This window comes from Streptosporangium sp. NPDC020145, assembly GCF_040631275.1.
GTDB lineage: Bacteria > Actinomycetota > Actinomycetes > Streptosporangiales > Streptosporangiaceae > Streptosporangium.
In genome coordinates this window covers 129,912-143,745 of sequence record NZ_JBEXZT010000015.1, presented here as the reverse complement: position 1 = coordinate 143,745, position 13,834 = coordinate 129,912, and the positions used below count along the sequence as shown (strand labels likewise).

Here is a 13,834-nt window from a genome sequence, read left to right as displayed (position 1 = left end):
GGTCTTTCGTACTTCCTCTGCCGCTACAGAATTTATACCCCCCAGGGGTATATGACAAGCAAGACTCTCAGACATACGCGTTCACCGGGCCAGGCGGTCGCCTGGCCCGGTTGTGGCACGAAGCGGGGCGGTTACACGGTGGGGACCAGTTCGCCATATGCGGTGCCGCTACCGACCTGTACGGCCAGGCGGGCGAACACCACGCGCGTGTTCCTGCACTCGGGCAGGCCGACAGTGCGCCGAGAACCGGCGGGGCCGCTCCAGGTGAACGCGGGGGCCGCGGAGTCGAAGGTGTAGTGCTCCAGAGCTTCCTCACGGCCGTCGATCTGCAGCGTCGCCCGATCGCCGATGAAGCTGACCTTGGCATAGTGCCGGGAACCGTCCGGGTAGTAGAGCGTGCCGTGGTAGGAGGCGAAGTTCCCTGGAATCCAGTTTTCAATCCGGTGGCCGCAGATGTCGACGGCGGCGGCACGACCAGGAGACGAGGAGGCCGCCATGGCGGCCGGAGGGGTGGCGAGAGCGAGCAGGCCGGCCACTGCGGCGGCCAGGGCGGCGAGCCTGAGCGATGTGGAGGAGCGCATGGGAATAGCCCTTCAGGAGGCTGTGCGGTGAATGTGTGGCCTAAGAGACAGAGCGGCGTGGCCACCGCTCTTGAAGTGCGGTACCGACCGGGAGCGGTTCAACCGGTACGCGCGGGGCCTGGATCAGTCCGGCACGAACTTGATCGATGCGATCCTGTGGCGCCTCAGGAAGTCCAGTGAGTGAGTGGGGTACACGATCTCTATCGCGTCGCCCTCGCAGTCTTCACTCAGGTACAGCCCGGCGATGAACCTGGCGGAGGTGTTGCGGGCCGACAGGCTGCCGAAAACGTTCGGCACCAGCACGCACCGTTCCTCGGTCGGGACGGGGACGGGGACGGAGTCGCCGGCTTGGCTGCGGTCGGTGTACAGCCTCAGCTCGGCACCGGCGGCGGCTGCGGACCCGGTGCCGGACAGCAAGGGAACCGTCAGTGCCAGCGAGGCCAGGAAACAGAGCTTGTTCACAGAGCTTCCCTGTTTTGAAGGTGCCGTTCAGCGAACGTCTCACGCGGAAGTCCGGTGACGGTGCCTGCGAGGGGGCGGCGGCGGGATGGGGTCGGCCACCCAGCAGGAGGCAGCCTCCGGAGTCGAGTCTTCCGGAGGCTGCGCCACGTACGGGTTCCCGCCTTCGCTGCCGGCCGCGGTCATGCGCTGAGGCCCAGCCGATCACTCCACGAAGCTGATCGACGCCACGTCATGCCGCCTGGGAAAGTTGGGCTTCTTGAACTTTCCTACGACTTCTACGGGCTCGCCGTTGCAGTCGTCGGTGGTGTAGAGGGCGGCGTTGAACCGACCGGAGTGGTTGTAGGCCGAGTAGGCCTTGAACGACGGGTCCACCCGTGTGCACCCTTCGGTGGCGGGGATGTCGACGGACTGGGAGTCGCCGGTCTGATTGTGCTCGCTGAACAGATCTAGGTGCACGGCGGCGGTGGCGTCGGCGGTCGCGGGCGTGGTGGCGATGCCGGTGAGTGCGGCGGCGGCCAGCGCCAGCACAGCCAGGGGGTGGGTCCTTCTCATGGCCAAGGTCCTTATCCTCGGGTGTTCACACGGTGACGATTACAGTAAGTGCCAAATCAATCACCCAAAGTAAGAGCATGAAGAGGTTCCCCTCCGGCCCGCCAACGTCACTCATGGGCGACGATTGCCCCCGACCGGCACGGGAAGGCCGCACCACCCCGCCCCACCACCGAGCCCGGCCCAGTAGCACCCCGCCCGCCATGGCCCGGTCCCAGTCCCGTCGGCAGTAGCCGCCGGGCTACGTCCCCAGGTCGGCCGGAAACACAAACCTGGCCTTACTCTGCGTAAATCGCTAACTACTTTTAGTGATTGAGTGATGGACCGACCAAAGGACCCCCGCCATGAGAAGCACCCTCCCCCTGGCCGTGCTGGCACTGGCCGCCGCCACGTTCGCCGGCGCCACCCTGCCCGCGGCCGCCGCTGACGAGACGAATCTGTACCTCTACAGCGACTACAACCAACTCGGCGACTCCGTTCTCATCCCGATCCCCGACAGCGGACGGTGCGTGCAGGTGAGCGAGATCTCGAACAGCCTCTCCGCCCGCAACCCGTCAGCGGAGTTGGACGCCTACCTGTACATCAACGACAACTGCACCGGTAACCCCGTACAGACCGTGCCTGCGTCGAGTTCTCCGAACTTCAACCACACCCACCGGGTGGCGTCGGTCCTCTTCTCCAGGCACTGACCCGCTCTCTCCAGGGATCGCTTACGCCAGGCGTCTCCGTGCCACGGACCTGAGCCTCACACCCCGCCTTCTCCCCCTACCCCGACGTGCGCCGCCGAGCCGTGAATCCGGCGGGGGCACCACTCCTGAAAGGCGAAAGATGAAAAAGGCCATTGGGCTTCTCGGGCTCCTGGCTCTGCTGACGCTGCCGCTGATCTCACCGGCCGGCGCCAGCGGACAGGACCGAGAAAGAAACGACCCACCAGGCACCGAGACCTTCGACGCGAAGCTGTGGTCGAATTTCGACCTTCAGGGGAACAGCCACCTGATCCTGCAGACGGAAGAGAAGAACTGCATCGAAGTCTCACCGCCTTTCACCTCGAAATCCGCCCAGAACGCAACGAATTTCGTTCTGGGCATCTACGTCGAGAGCAACTGCGGCGGAACGAGCGTGGAAAAAGTCTATCCCCACTCCAGGGCGAACTACACCGAGCGCAGCGTGAAGTCGGTCAAGTTCTATGTCCGCTCCCACGTGATAAGCATGGGCGACTCCTACATCTCAGGAGAGGGAGGCCGCTGGATCGCGAACCCCTACGGGGCGAACAACTACAGAGGAACCGCGCCTGCCGCGGCGGACCTGGAGATCGTCGACCGCGCCTACAGGACGAACGCGAACGCCGTCTACGGAAACACGTGGACGTACAAACTCAACGGGGTCGAAAAACCGGGGTGTCACAGGTCCGACACGGCGGAGATCCAGTGGCTGAAGAACACGGCCATGAGGAACCCCTTCAACGACTCCGCCACCCCCACCATCAAGAACATCGCCTGCTCAGGGGCGACCACCTCGGACATGAGGAACCTCTTCAAGGGAGAGCAGCTGACACAGATACAGGATCTCGAAAGCGAGGTCAGCGAGAACACGAACATCGTCAAGTACGTCGTCCTGTCGATCGGAGGAAACGATCTGGACGTGACGGGCATCGTCGAACAGTGTGTCAGGCACTATTTCGCCCCCACGCTGTACCCCACGACCTGCCAGCAGTACAAGGCGCAAAAGATCACCCAGGAGAAGTTCGCCACCCTCAAGACGAACCTGAAAGACATCGTCAAGAGGATAGACACAACCCTCAACCAGAAAGCCAATTACGGAAACTTCGCCAGGATCATAGTCCAGGGTTACCCAAGGCCGTTTCCCCCCGCGGCCGCACAGGTCCGGCCCGGAGTCGACGGTGAGAGAGACAAGAGATACGGATGCCCGTTCCATGACGCGGACTTCGCCACCCTCGAAAGCATCAACAAGGAGCTGAACGAAAAGCTGGACAGCTGGACGGGGGAGTCGGGTTTCTGGCCTCAGGGAAGGAAAGGCGCCTTCATGAACCTGCGACAGGCGTTCGACGACCACGAAGCGTGCAGCAACCAAACCTATGTGAGCAAGAATACGGCCACCTACGACGGCACCACGACCGGCCTCCCGAACTCGTTCAACAGCCCGGCGGCCCGGGCCAAGTGGGAATGGGTCCGCTTCATCAACGAAGCGAAGAACAGCGGCGAGGACGAGAACCTGAAGCAGGAGTCCGGGCACCCCAACGCCACAGGCCAGCGTGTCCTGGGAGACTGCCTGGCCAGAGTCATCAGCAAACTCGAAAACAGCACCGACTCCTTCAAGTCATACAAATGCGTCAAGGGAGTCGTGACCGCCTCCTAGAGCACGTGCCCTCGCGATGTGAGCGCGCCCAGCGAGCAGCCCACCAGGAACGGTCCTCCTCAGGTGATCCGCCGAACGGCATCGGAGAAGAGGTCTCTGGTCGGCGTCCTCCCGCCCATTGAGCCTGACCCGAACTCTCCCTTTTCCGGGGAGACGTCATGCGAAGGAGAGATCCCGTGCGTTTTGCCTTCCCGATACGCCTGGCCGCCGCCGCGGTCCTCGCCCTGACCCTGAGCACCCCCGCCCTGCCCGCCAACGCCTCCACAACCCCGGCGGCGCATGTCGAGTCGAAGAAACTCGTCGGCTACTTCATCGAGTGGGGGGTCTACGCCCGCGACTACCACGCCAAGAACCTCGAAACGAGTGGCACGGCGGCCAAGCTGACCCACATCAACTACGCCTTCGGCAACGTGACCGGCGGCAAGTGCGCCATCGGCGACGCGTACGCCGCCTACCAGAAGCAGTACGACGCCGCGCACAGCGTCGACGGCGTGGCCGACACGGGCCCGCTGTACGGCAACTTCAATCAGCTGCGCAAGCTCAAGGCCAGGCATCCCGGCCTCAAGATCCTCTACTCCTTCGGTGGCTGGTCCTGGTCCGGCGGCTTCGCCGAGGCCGCGAAGAACGCGCAGGCCTTCGCCGAATCCTGCTACAACCTCCTGGAGGACTCCCGCTGGGCCGGTCTCTTCGACGGCATCGACATCGACTGGGAGTACCCCAACAATCCCGCCGACTACAAGAAACTGATGTCGGCGCTACGCACCAAGTTCGGTCAGAGTCGCCTGGTCACCGCCGCCATCAGCGGTGACGGAACCGCCGGCGGAAAGATCGAGACCGCGGGCTACGCGGACGCCGCACAGTACGTCGACTGGTACAACGTCATGACCTACGACTACTTCGGCCCCTTCGACAGCACGTCCGGCCACGGCCCCACCGCCCCCCACGCACCGCTGGTCAACTACACCGGTATCCCCAGGAAGGACTTCAACGCCAGCGCGGCCATCGACAAGCTCCTGTCCCTTCACGTTCCCGCAGGAAAACTCCTGCTGGGCATCCCCTTCTACGGCCGCGGCTGGACCGGCGTCACCCAGAAGGCCCCTGGCGGTACGGCCACCGGCCCGGCCAGGGGCACCTGGGACACGGACACCAACACGGGCGTCGAGGACTACAAGGTCCTCAAAACCACGTGCCCCTTCATCAGCAGCAACCCGAACAGCGGCGGCGGCAGCATCGCGGGCACCATCTACGCCTACTGCAGCCCCAACTGGTGGAGCTACGACGCCCCCGAGAGCATCGACGGCAAAACCAGCTACATCAAGCAGAAGTCACTCGGCGGCGCCTTCTTCTGGGAGGCCAGCGGCGACACCTCCGACGGCGAACTGGTCACCGCCCTCCACACCGGCCTGCAGTGACCCGGAACCACGCACCACGGCCCTGACCACCGACGACCCTCACCGGGGCCGCCCCCGGGTTCAGGTCAGGCGGCGGTCCCGGGAGTCCGGCGTCGTCGACGGCGAGAGTTCCGAACTCCATGGATATATGCGACTACGTAACGTTAAGATCCGGGAGGGTGGCCCTCGTAGGGAGTCGCCCGCAAAACCCTCGACGTACGGCCGCGAAGGAGCTCAAGGTGCCTGCTCGACGACACATCGGCGCGATCGGCTTGCTGGCCGTGGGGCTGCTCACGGCGGTGCTCCCGGCCACTCCGTCCTCGGCCGCCGTCATCAAGGCGACGGCCTACGGGGTCTGGGCCCAGGGAGCGCTTTCCGCGGGCCCGCTGCCCCACGCCGACTCCGCCGCAGGGCCCACCTCCGCCAGGGGCGGGCCCTGGGTCCTCGGCAAGCCCTACATGCAGATCCTCAGCGCCCAGGAGTTCCACGTCGCCGCGCAGCGCCAGAGCACTTCCCTGTGGGCCGACGCCCAGGTCAAAGGCATCCTGGCGTTCGGCAGAACCATCGAGGTCGAGAACCTCAGCGCCTCCTGCGCCTCCACCGGAACCGGCATCAGGGCCGAGGTCCGCATGGGGAGAAACCATTTCGGGAACAGCGTGGCGGGCGAAGGCGTCATACCGGCGCCCGAACGCATAACCTTCGACGGGGGCTCCGCCGTCGTCAACGAACAGCAGGTCAGGGCCTCGGACGGCACCCTCACCGTCAACGCCCTGCACATCACCATGAACAGCGGCCCCAGCTTCGTTCTCGGCTCGGTCACCTGCACCCGCCTGGCGTAGAACGGCCACGGCACTCCAGCGCCCCGCCCGGACGTGCGAACGCTCCGCGACCGGGCGATCCGCCCTCGACGCGACACGATTCAGGTCGGCGAGAGCGGGTGGCCGTCCGGCGCCAGCACTCCCGGTCACACCGCGTGGCGTGGAAGCGGACGTCGGTGAACGGGGCCCGGCCTGTCCGCGGGGCCGTCTCCCGGGCCGTCCGGGACCACCGTCCCGGTCTCTCCATGGAAATCGGGAAATGGCCCGGCGCGTAATACGGGCGACATTAAGCATGAAATAGAGATATTGACAAACGGGTGGAACCTCCGGCCCTCCGTTCTTGACGCCCTCACTCATGTGGCGAAACGCGGGGGCGTGCGAACGTTCACGAGATTTCCGATCCCACCGCCCACGGCAAACGATTTCCACCTCCAAAATGGAGCTATGACGATTCAGCATGGTTCATGGCGCGAAGGGCCTTTGTCGGCGGCGGTGGCGTGGGCCACCCGTGGCGTGACCGTCGAGTGGTTATGAACGGGGCACGGTCGTCCGTCGCACTGTGTCGGCGAGCGCTGGCCGACCTCGAACGCACCCTGGGCCCCGACCATCCGGACACCCTGACCTGCCGCCACGACCTCGCCGAGGCCCACCGGACGGCGGGGCAGGCGGACAAGGCCATCACCCTCTACGAACAGGTGGTGGCCGACCGGGAGCGGGTCCTCGGCGCCGATCACCCCGACACCCTGGACAGCCGCCACAACCTCGCGAGCGCCCACTGGGCGGCAGGCGAGGCGGTCAAGAGCATCGCTCTGTCCGAACAGGTGGTGGCCGACCGGGAGCGGGTTCTCGGCGCCGATCACCCCGACACCCTGGCCAGTCGGCACAACCTCGCCGAGTCGTACCGGACGGCGGGTGAGACGCACAAGGCCATCACCCTGCACGAACGACTGGTGGCCGACTGCGAACGGGCCCTCGGCACCGACCACTTCACCACCGTGACCAGCCTCAAGAACCTCGCCGAGGCGTACCAGGCGACAGGTGAGCCGGACAAGGCCCTTGCCACGAGCGAAAAGGCGCTGGCCGGCTGCGAGCAGGCCTTCGGCAACGACCACCCCGCCACCCTGGCCATCCGTCGTGGCCTCGTGGACGCCTACTGGGCGAAAGGCCAGGTGGACAAGACCGTCGCCCTGTGCGAACAGATGATGGCCGGCTGCGAGCGGGCCTTCGGCCCCGACCACCCCATCACCCTGGCCAGTCGCCACGGTCTCGCCCAGGCCTACCAGCTGACGGGGAGAATGAGAGAGGCCGTCGCCCTCTACAAGCGGACGCTGGCCCGGCGCAGGAAGACACTGGGCTTCGACCACCCCGACACCCTGGCCACCTGCCGCGGCCTCGCGAGCGCCTACGAAGCGTTGCGATGGATGAGACCGGCCCTGAGCCACTACGTGCATGTGGAGCGTCGGCAGGCGGCGGCTCTGGGCTCCACCCATCCCGACACCCTGGCCGGCCGTGCGGACGTCATGCGGTCCTTCATTCTGATGAGGAAGGTGAAACCGGCCATGCGCGTGGGCGAGAACCTGCTGCCCGACTGTGAACGCGTGCTGGGTTCCGACCATCTCATCACCCTGACCGTGCGCAACAGCCTCATAAACGTCTACCGGGTGGCCGGAAAGATCGAAGGGGACGTCGGCCTGTGCGAACAGGCGTTGATCGCCTGCGAACGCGCCCTCGGCACCGACCATCTCGCCACCAACAACGCCCGCCAGAACCTCGCGCACGCCTACCAGGCGAACGAACGGCCGGAGGCCGTCGAACTGTACGAACGAGCGGTGGCAGGCTGCGAACAGGGCTTCGGCCCCGACCACCTCGACACCCTGATCTCCCGGCTGAACCTCGCGAACTCCTACCAGACGACCGGGCGGACCAGGCAGGCCGTCGAGCTGTACGAACGGACCCTGGCGGACTGCGAGCGGGTTCTGGGGGCCAGGCATCGGATCACCCGGGTGGCACGGGCGAGCCTCGGGAAGATCCGTACCCCCTGAGTACGGCGGCGCGTCACCCGAGCGGTCTGTGCCGACGGTTCACGGCGTTCAGCCGTTCGCGTGCCGGGAGCGAACCGGCCACCACATCTTCGTGCGTCTTCGAGGCGAAGAGCGGTACGGCGGATCGCCTTCGGCACGCACGTGGCACGTTTCGACCTCGCAGGCTTTTCCCAAGAGGCACGGGATAAATCAATCGTTCCTATTTCTCCCAGGACCGCCCCTGTCGGTAAACGGCGTAGAAGCCCTCGGACAAACCGGAGACGAACAGAAACCAACACTCAACGGAAATCCCGCCGAACTCCTACGTCCCCCTGTTCCGGCGGCTCGCGGACGGCCACCGAAAGACCGTCTCGACACGGCCGCCACAAGGTCGCCGGAGAGACCACCCGGGCTTCTCTCGAAGCGCCCTCCGGCCCGGCGCACCCGGACCCCTGGCAGCGCCGACGGACAACCCCGTCGGATCCACCCGCCACCGAAGACACGCCTTCACCTTTGTGGCCGAACGACTACACAGAGTGCATGATCGGAATGTCCTATGGCGGAAACACCGCCTCGGCCCGAACAGGGGAGCCCCATCATGCGACGTAGCGTCCACCTTCTCGCCGCCCTCGGTGCGGCGGCACTGACCCTGCTGCCCACCACCGCCATGGCCGCGCACGGGCGGCTCGTGTTCGGCGGAGGCCAGGTGGTCGAGAACCCGTCCGGCTGCGTCGACGCGCGCCTGAGGCCGCTGATCCTGCGCAACGAGACCAACGAGTACGCGCTCGTCTACAGCGGCCCCAACTGCACGGGCCAGATCGTCGCCGTCGTCCAGCCCGGCGGACGCACCACCCAGGAGTTCGGCAGCAGCGTCTTCGTCGCCTGACAACCGACCGGGCAGGGGCGCGGCCGGACAGGCCGGGCCCCTGCCTCAACCACCCTCCGGCGGCGACGTCGCCCTCCCCGGGCACGGAGAGAACCCGGCGTAGTACCGTCCACGGCCGCCGCCGGAACCGTGATCCACGGCTCGCCCGCCTGCGGCGTGACGACACCCCGGCCCCAGGGGCGAGCCGCGCGAGGTCCGCCTGGAAGGGCTCGGCCCCACCTCACCCGGCGCCGTAGAGCCTCGGCCGACGTCGGCAGGCCCGCGCCGCACCCACAGGACGACCGCCCGGACCGTCCGTACAGCGGACCGGCGCCGGGATCCACACCTCCGGACGGCGTCGCGGCGGCCCATGGCTCCCCGCCTACAGGAATCAGGCCAACTTGGCCGATAACGCAGTGTGACATGCGGAACCGGTGACGCTCAGCTGGTGGCCGCGTGATGCGAAGCTCTCCGTCCCAGGTAGTAACAGATAGTCATCAGGCACTTACTTTTAGCTGTAATGGCGTCATCGACTGCTCAGGAAAGGAGGTGGATCAGATGAAGCAGGACATGCCGGAGCCGGTGAAGGTGTACGAGCCGCCGCTGGTGGCGGAGGTCGGCGCGTTCGCCGCCACGACCCTCGGCAACCTCGACCCGGAGCGCCCGGAAGGCACCTTCTTCTTCCGTCCGTACGGCGAAGACTGACACTGACCGACTGTTCGTAGCAGGAAGGGGGCGGCCGGATGCGCGGGTGCGGCCGATCGTGGCTGGTGGCGCTGCCGGATTGCGCGGCGGCGGGTGACGCCGTCGGGCGGGTTCTGGGGCGTGGGTGCCACGTGGTGCCGCACGCGTCCGGCCGTCCCTGGCTGGTGGGGTGCTGGGACGGCGACGAGCTGGTCCTGACGGGTTCGGGCCGGGTACGGCTGGCGGTCCTCGGCCTGTGTTCCCTCGGCGGGGACGAACTGGCACGGCGATCGGTCGCCGTGAGCCGCCCACAGGAGGTGGAGGCGGTGCTGGACGGAGCCGCCGGTTCGTTCGCGGTGCTGGCCTCCGTCGACGGAGAGACCTACGCGCGGGGAAGCGCGTTCGGGGCACGACGGCTCTACCACGCCCGGATGGGCGGGGTCACCGTGGTGGCCGACCGGGCGCGGACGCTCGCTCATCTGACGGGGGCGACGGCGGACCCGGCCGTTCTGGCCGCCTTACTGGCCGGGCCTGGCGTGCCGTACCCGCTGGGTGAGGCGGTGGCCTGGCAGGGGGTGGAGTCGATCGGGCCGGGACGGGCGCTGCTGGTGGACGCGGACGGCGTCGGCCGGTCCCGCGTCTGGTGGCGTGCGCCCGAGCCGGTGCTACCGCTGAAGCAGGGCGCGACCGCCCTGCGGCACGCCCTGTGCGAGGCCGTGGCGGTGCGGGTGCGGACCGGGCAGGTGTGGGGAGCGGACGTGTCGGGCGGGACGGACTCCACCTCGGTGGCGTTCCTCGCCGCCGAGGCCGGAGCGCGGCTGGTGGCCGCCACCCTGCACTGGGCCAATCCGAACAACCAGGACCATCGCTACGCACGCCAGGCGGTCGACGCGCTCGGCGTGCCGCACCTGACGTTCCCCTCCGATCGGGTGCCGGGGCACTTCGACGGCCTGCACCTCCGTCTGGAACCCGGGGACGGCCCCTCACTCGGGATCCGCGACCGGCTCCAGCAGGAGCACATGACCGAACTGCTGCGCGAGCACGGCGCCGTCGCCCGGTTCTCCGGGCACGGCGGCGACCACGCGGTGATCCCGCCGCCCGGATACGTGCACGGCCTGGCCCGCCGCCGCCCGCTGCTGGCGTTGCGCCACACCACCGGCTACCGGGCCCGCTCCCGCTGGCCGCTCGCGTCGGCCGCCCGCCTGCTCACCGACATGGGTTCCTACCCCTCCTGGCTGAACGCGCAGGCCCGGCTGCTCGGCTCCCCCAGGACGGCGCTCGGCAGGCCACCGGTCGGCTGGGGGCCACCGGTCACCCTGCCCACCTGGGCCGGTGACCACGCCCGTGACCTGGTCGCCGGTCTGCTGCGGGACGCGGCCGAGAACGGAGACGGCCCGCTGGCCGCCGAACGCGGTCACCACGCACGGGTCGAGCAGGCGACACAGGCCGGTCGGGGCGCCTGCGGCATCACCGCCGCCCACGGACCCGACCGCGGCGGGCTGCCGATCCACATGCCGTTCTGTGACGACGCGGTGCTTGAGGCGTGCCTCGCGGTCCGGCCCGAGGACGCCGCCTCCCCCTGGGTCTACAAGCCGTTGCTGGCCGAGGCGATGCGCGGCCTGGTCCCTGACGCGATCCTGGAGCGCACCACCAAGGACCACTGCGGCGACGAATGGCACTCCGGCCTGGTCGCCAACCGCCACACCCTGGCCGCCTTCGCCACCGACTCTCACCTGGCCGCCATCGGCCTGGCCGACCCCGGCGCGCTGCGCCGCGCGCTGATCAGCCCCGCCCTGCTCACCGGCGGTGCCGCCGAGCTCGAACACACCCTGGCCGCCGAGGCCTGGCTGCGCGACATCGCCGCCCACCCCGAACCCGCCTACCTGAAGGTCCACCGTCATGAGCCTGACCCTGTGCCCTGATGTCACCCTCTACGACACCGGGCAGGCGCTCATCCTGCTCGACACCCGCCGCGGCCGATACTGGCAGACCAACGCCACCGGAGCCGAGGTGCTGCGCGCCCTGCTCGGCGGCACCACCGCCGACCAGCTCGCCGACCAGCTCGTTCGCCGTCAACCGGTCACTCACCGGCAGGCCGCCGACGACATCGCCGCCCTGCTCGACGACCTGCGTCGTACCGGGCTGGTCCGGTCGTGAGCCAGACTCTCCGCTCCCCGAAGACCCGGCCCCCGCTGCGCACCCGCGTCGCCGCCCGCACCGCCGTCGCCGCCGCCCGTCTGCTGGCCCACCTGCCGCCACGGCGCATCGTCGCCGTCCTGACCCTGCTGCGCCACGGCACCCGTCCCGCCACACACGCCCAGGCGCTGGACGCCCGCACCGCCGTCACCGCCACCAGCACCATGTGCGCCGGACGCCACTGCCTGCAGCGCTCTCTCGCCGCGACCCTGCTGTGCCGCCTGCGCGGTCACTGGCCCACCTGGTGCACCGGCGTACGCACCCCGCCCTTCGCCGCCCACGCCTGGATCCAGGCCGACGGCAGGCCCGTCGGCGAGCCCTCCGACATCACCGGCTACGGCGTCATCCTCAGCGTCCCGCCGTCTCCCGACCGGGGTCCCGGCGGCCTGACCGGCACTGTGTCTGACCACCCGGTGGGCACCGGTCGATGAGACGGGCACCGGCCGACGATCCGGCCGGTGCCCGCCGTCGCACCGCTCACCACACCGGCGTCCGCGCCGGGCCGGTGTGGTCGCGGCCTAGCCCTTGGACCTCGGTCCCGGGGTCAGGCCCGCGCTGCGGAACGCCGCGTACATCTGGTTGGCCTGGTTCGCCGCGCCGCGGACGTTGGGGTGGATGAGGGTGCAGGCCTCACCCCTGGGGACGCCGGCCGGGAGCACGTCCAGGAGATCGCACCGGTATTCGGCCGGGTCGGCCGGCTTGGTCTCGCCTTCGGGGATCACCAGGTCGTCGAACACTCCGTACATCCACTGGTCGGCGCCCGTGGCGCACACGCCCTTGCCCTGACTGGACTCGTAGGTGTCGACGTAGGTGGCCCACCCCTGGTTGTCCCGCGCCTGCTGCCTGATCGCCTCGTTGAGGCGCCGCTCCAGGGCGATGAGGAAGTCGCCGTCCACGCCGAGGCGGACGGTGCCCAGCCGCTTGAAGTTCCCCCAGTAGCAGGTGGTCTGGTTGAACGGCCTGGACACGACCGTGGGGTAGCCCAGCAGGAACACCTTCGCGTGCGGGGCGCGCTCGTGGATCCGCCGCATCATGAGGGTGTACTCACGGGTCAGGGTGGCGAACCTGTCCGCCAGCCACTGACGGCCCTCCCCGTTCTCGTAGTAGTCCCTGCACCCTGGGCCCAGGGTCGGCGGGTTTCCCTGCTTCACCCCCATCTCCAGGCACTTGGCCAGGATGTCGGCGAACCCGAGGGTGTTGCCGCCGATTCCGACGGTGACGACGTCCTCGTCGCCGTTGAGCGCGTCGATCTGCGCGGGCCTGGCCGGCCACGCGCAGGTACCGCGGTTGAACGGCGGGCCAAGGAGCAGGTCGCAGGGCTGCTCGGACAGAACTCCCTTGTCGATCTCGGCGGCGCCGCAGGAGACGTCGGTGAGCCGGACCCAGCCGGGAGTCTCGGCGTTCAGCCGCTGGGCCAGCTGCTGTTCCCAGTTGTGACTGGACCGGGCGCAGCCGTCGCTGGGGTCCCAGCGGGGCACGAGGGCGTTTGCGCTGTAGGAGTCGCCGAGCGCGGTCCACTTCAGCGGCTGCTGAGCCGTCGTGTTCGGGGTCGTGACCGGGGCGGCGTGGGCGACGGAACCGCTCAGCAGGTTCGCGACGATGCCACCGGCGAGGGCGACGCTCAGGGCGATGGAAGGTGGGCGCATGCTTCTCCTACGTCGATCACTCTTGGTAGTCGTTTGACTACCTATAGCATGCGGGTTGTGGCGGTGCCAGATCCCTGGCCCGCGACGTCAGGGGCCGGACAGGGCCTCATCTGACCTGCGGCGGCGACCCGACGCCCCGATCGTCCACGGACCGTGCGAACGCCCCGACGGTGCCGTACGGGAAGTGGGTATAGGACTTAAGGGGCCAAAACACCCGCCCGGCTCGTGCGGCACCAGGTCCACGT

The 13,834-nt window shown here is 68.2% G+C and carries 14 protein-coding genes; 10 read left to right on the top strand and 4 right to left on the bottom strand.

Annotation, left to right across the window (positions count from 1 at the left end; translation table 11 throughout):
- Positions 1-131: 131 nt before the first annotated feature.
- The 3 genes from ABZ463_RS25725 to ABZ463_RS25715 form a co-directional block, all read right to left on the bottom strand.
- Positions 132-581, bottom strand: a complete 450-nt coding sequence (locus tag ABZ463_RS25725) for a hypothetical protein (protein ID WP_362779745.1) — start codon at positions 579-581, stop codon at positions 132-134.
- A gap of 123 nt (positions 582-704) precedes the next feature.
- Entirely contained in the window at positions 705-1,043 is a 339-nt protein-coding gene (locus ABZ463_RS25720) for a hypothetical protein (protein WP_362779742.1), read from the bottom strand.
- Positions 1,044-1,244: 201 nt separating this feature from the next.
- Positions 1,245-1,595, bottom strand: a complete 351-nt coding sequence (locus tag ABZ463_RS25715; RefSeq protein ID WP_362779740.1) for a hypothetical protein — start codon at positions 1,593-1,595, stop codon at positions 1,245-1,247.
- A gap of 341 nt (positions 1,596-1,936) precedes the next feature.
- Here ABZ463_RS25715 and ABZ463_RS25710 point away from each other — a divergent pair, with 341 nt between their 5' ends.
- From ABZ463_RS25710 to ABZ463_RS25665, 10 genes are all read left to right on the top strand, one after another.
- Complete coding sequence (locus ABZ463_RS25710) at positions 1,937-2,281, top strand: hypothetical protein (RefSeq protein WP_362779737.1); 345 nt, start codon at positions 1,937-1,939, stop codon at positions 2,279-2,281.
- Positions 2,282-2,420: 139 nt separating this feature from the next.
- Positions 2,421-3,968, top strand: coding sequence for a hypothetical protein (locus ABZ463_RS25705; RefSeq protein WP_362779735.1), 1,548 nt, complete (start codon positions 2,421-2,423; stop codon positions 3,966-3,968).
- Between the two features lie 176 nt (positions 3,969-4,144).
- Positions 4,145-5,380: a glycoside hydrolase family 18 protein gene (locus ABZ463_RS25700; protein WP_362779733.1), complete on the top strand. Its 1,236-nt coding sequence runs from the start codon at positions 4,145-4,147 to the stop codon at positions 5,378-5,380.
- A 218-nt stretch (positions 5,381-5,598) separates the two neighbouring features.
- Entirely contained in the window at positions 5,599-6,198 is a 600-nt protein-coding gene (locus ABZ463_RS25695) for a choice-of-anchor P family protein (RefSeq protein ID WP_362779730.1), read from the top strand.
- Between the two features lie 509 nt (positions 6,199-6,707).
- Positions 6,708-8,219, top strand: a complete 1,512-nt coding sequence (locus ABZ463_RS25690; RefSeq protein ID WP_362779727.1) for a tetratricopeptide repeat protein — start codon at positions 6,708-6,710, stop codon at positions 8,217-8,219.
- Between the two features lie 577 nt (positions 8,220-8,796).
- On the top strand, positions 8,797-9,084 hold the full coding sequence (locus ABZ463_RS25685; RefSeq protein WP_352014959.1) for a hypothetical protein: 288 nt from the start codon (positions 8,797-8,799) through the stop codon (positions 9,082-9,084).
- A gap of 537 nt (positions 9,085-9,621) precedes the next feature.
- Positions 9,622-9,768 (top strand): lasso RiPP family leader peptide-containing protein, encoded by a 147-nt coding sequence (locus tag ABZ463_RS25680; RefSeq protein WP_352015074.1) that lies wholly within the window; start codon positions 9,622-9,624, stop codon positions 9,766-9,768.
- Between the two features lie 38 nt (positions 9,769-9,806).
- Positions 9,807-11,669, top strand: a complete 1,863-nt coding sequence (locus ABZ463_RS25675) for an asparagine synthase-related protein (RefSeq protein WP_362779723.1) — start codon at positions 9,807-9,809, stop codon at positions 11,667-11,669.
- Positions 11,647-11,904, top strand: coding sequence for a lasso peptide biosynthesis PqqD family chaperone (locus ABZ463_RS25670; RefSeq protein WP_352014961.1), 258 nt, complete (start codon positions 11,647-11,649; stop codon positions 11,902-11,904). The genes ABZ463_RS25675 and ABZ463_RS25670 overlap by 23 nt, the downstream gene beginning before the upstream one ends.
- Positions 11,901-12,374 carry a lasso peptide biosynthesis B2 protein gene (locus tag ABZ463_RS25665; RefSeq protein ID WP_362779720.1) on the top strand — a complete coding sequence of 158 codons (474 nt, stop codon included), beginning with the start codon at positions 11,901-11,903 and terminating at the stop codon, positions 12,372-12,374. The genes ABZ463_RS25670 and ABZ463_RS25665 overlap by 4 nt, the downstream gene beginning before the upstream one ends.
- A gap of 87 nt (positions 12,375-12,461) precedes the next feature.
- On the opposite strand, the gene ABZ463_RS25660 is transcribed toward ABZ463_RS25665, so the two are convergent.
- The gene (locus tag ABZ463_RS25660) at positions 12,462-13,589 is read right to left on the bottom strand and encodes an SGNH/GDSL hydrolase family protein (RefSeq protein ID WP_362779718.1); all 1,128 of its coding nucleotides are present in this window, start codon (positions 13,587-13,589) and stop codon (positions 12,462-12,464) included.
- Positions 13,590-13,834: the final 245 nt, after the last annotated feature.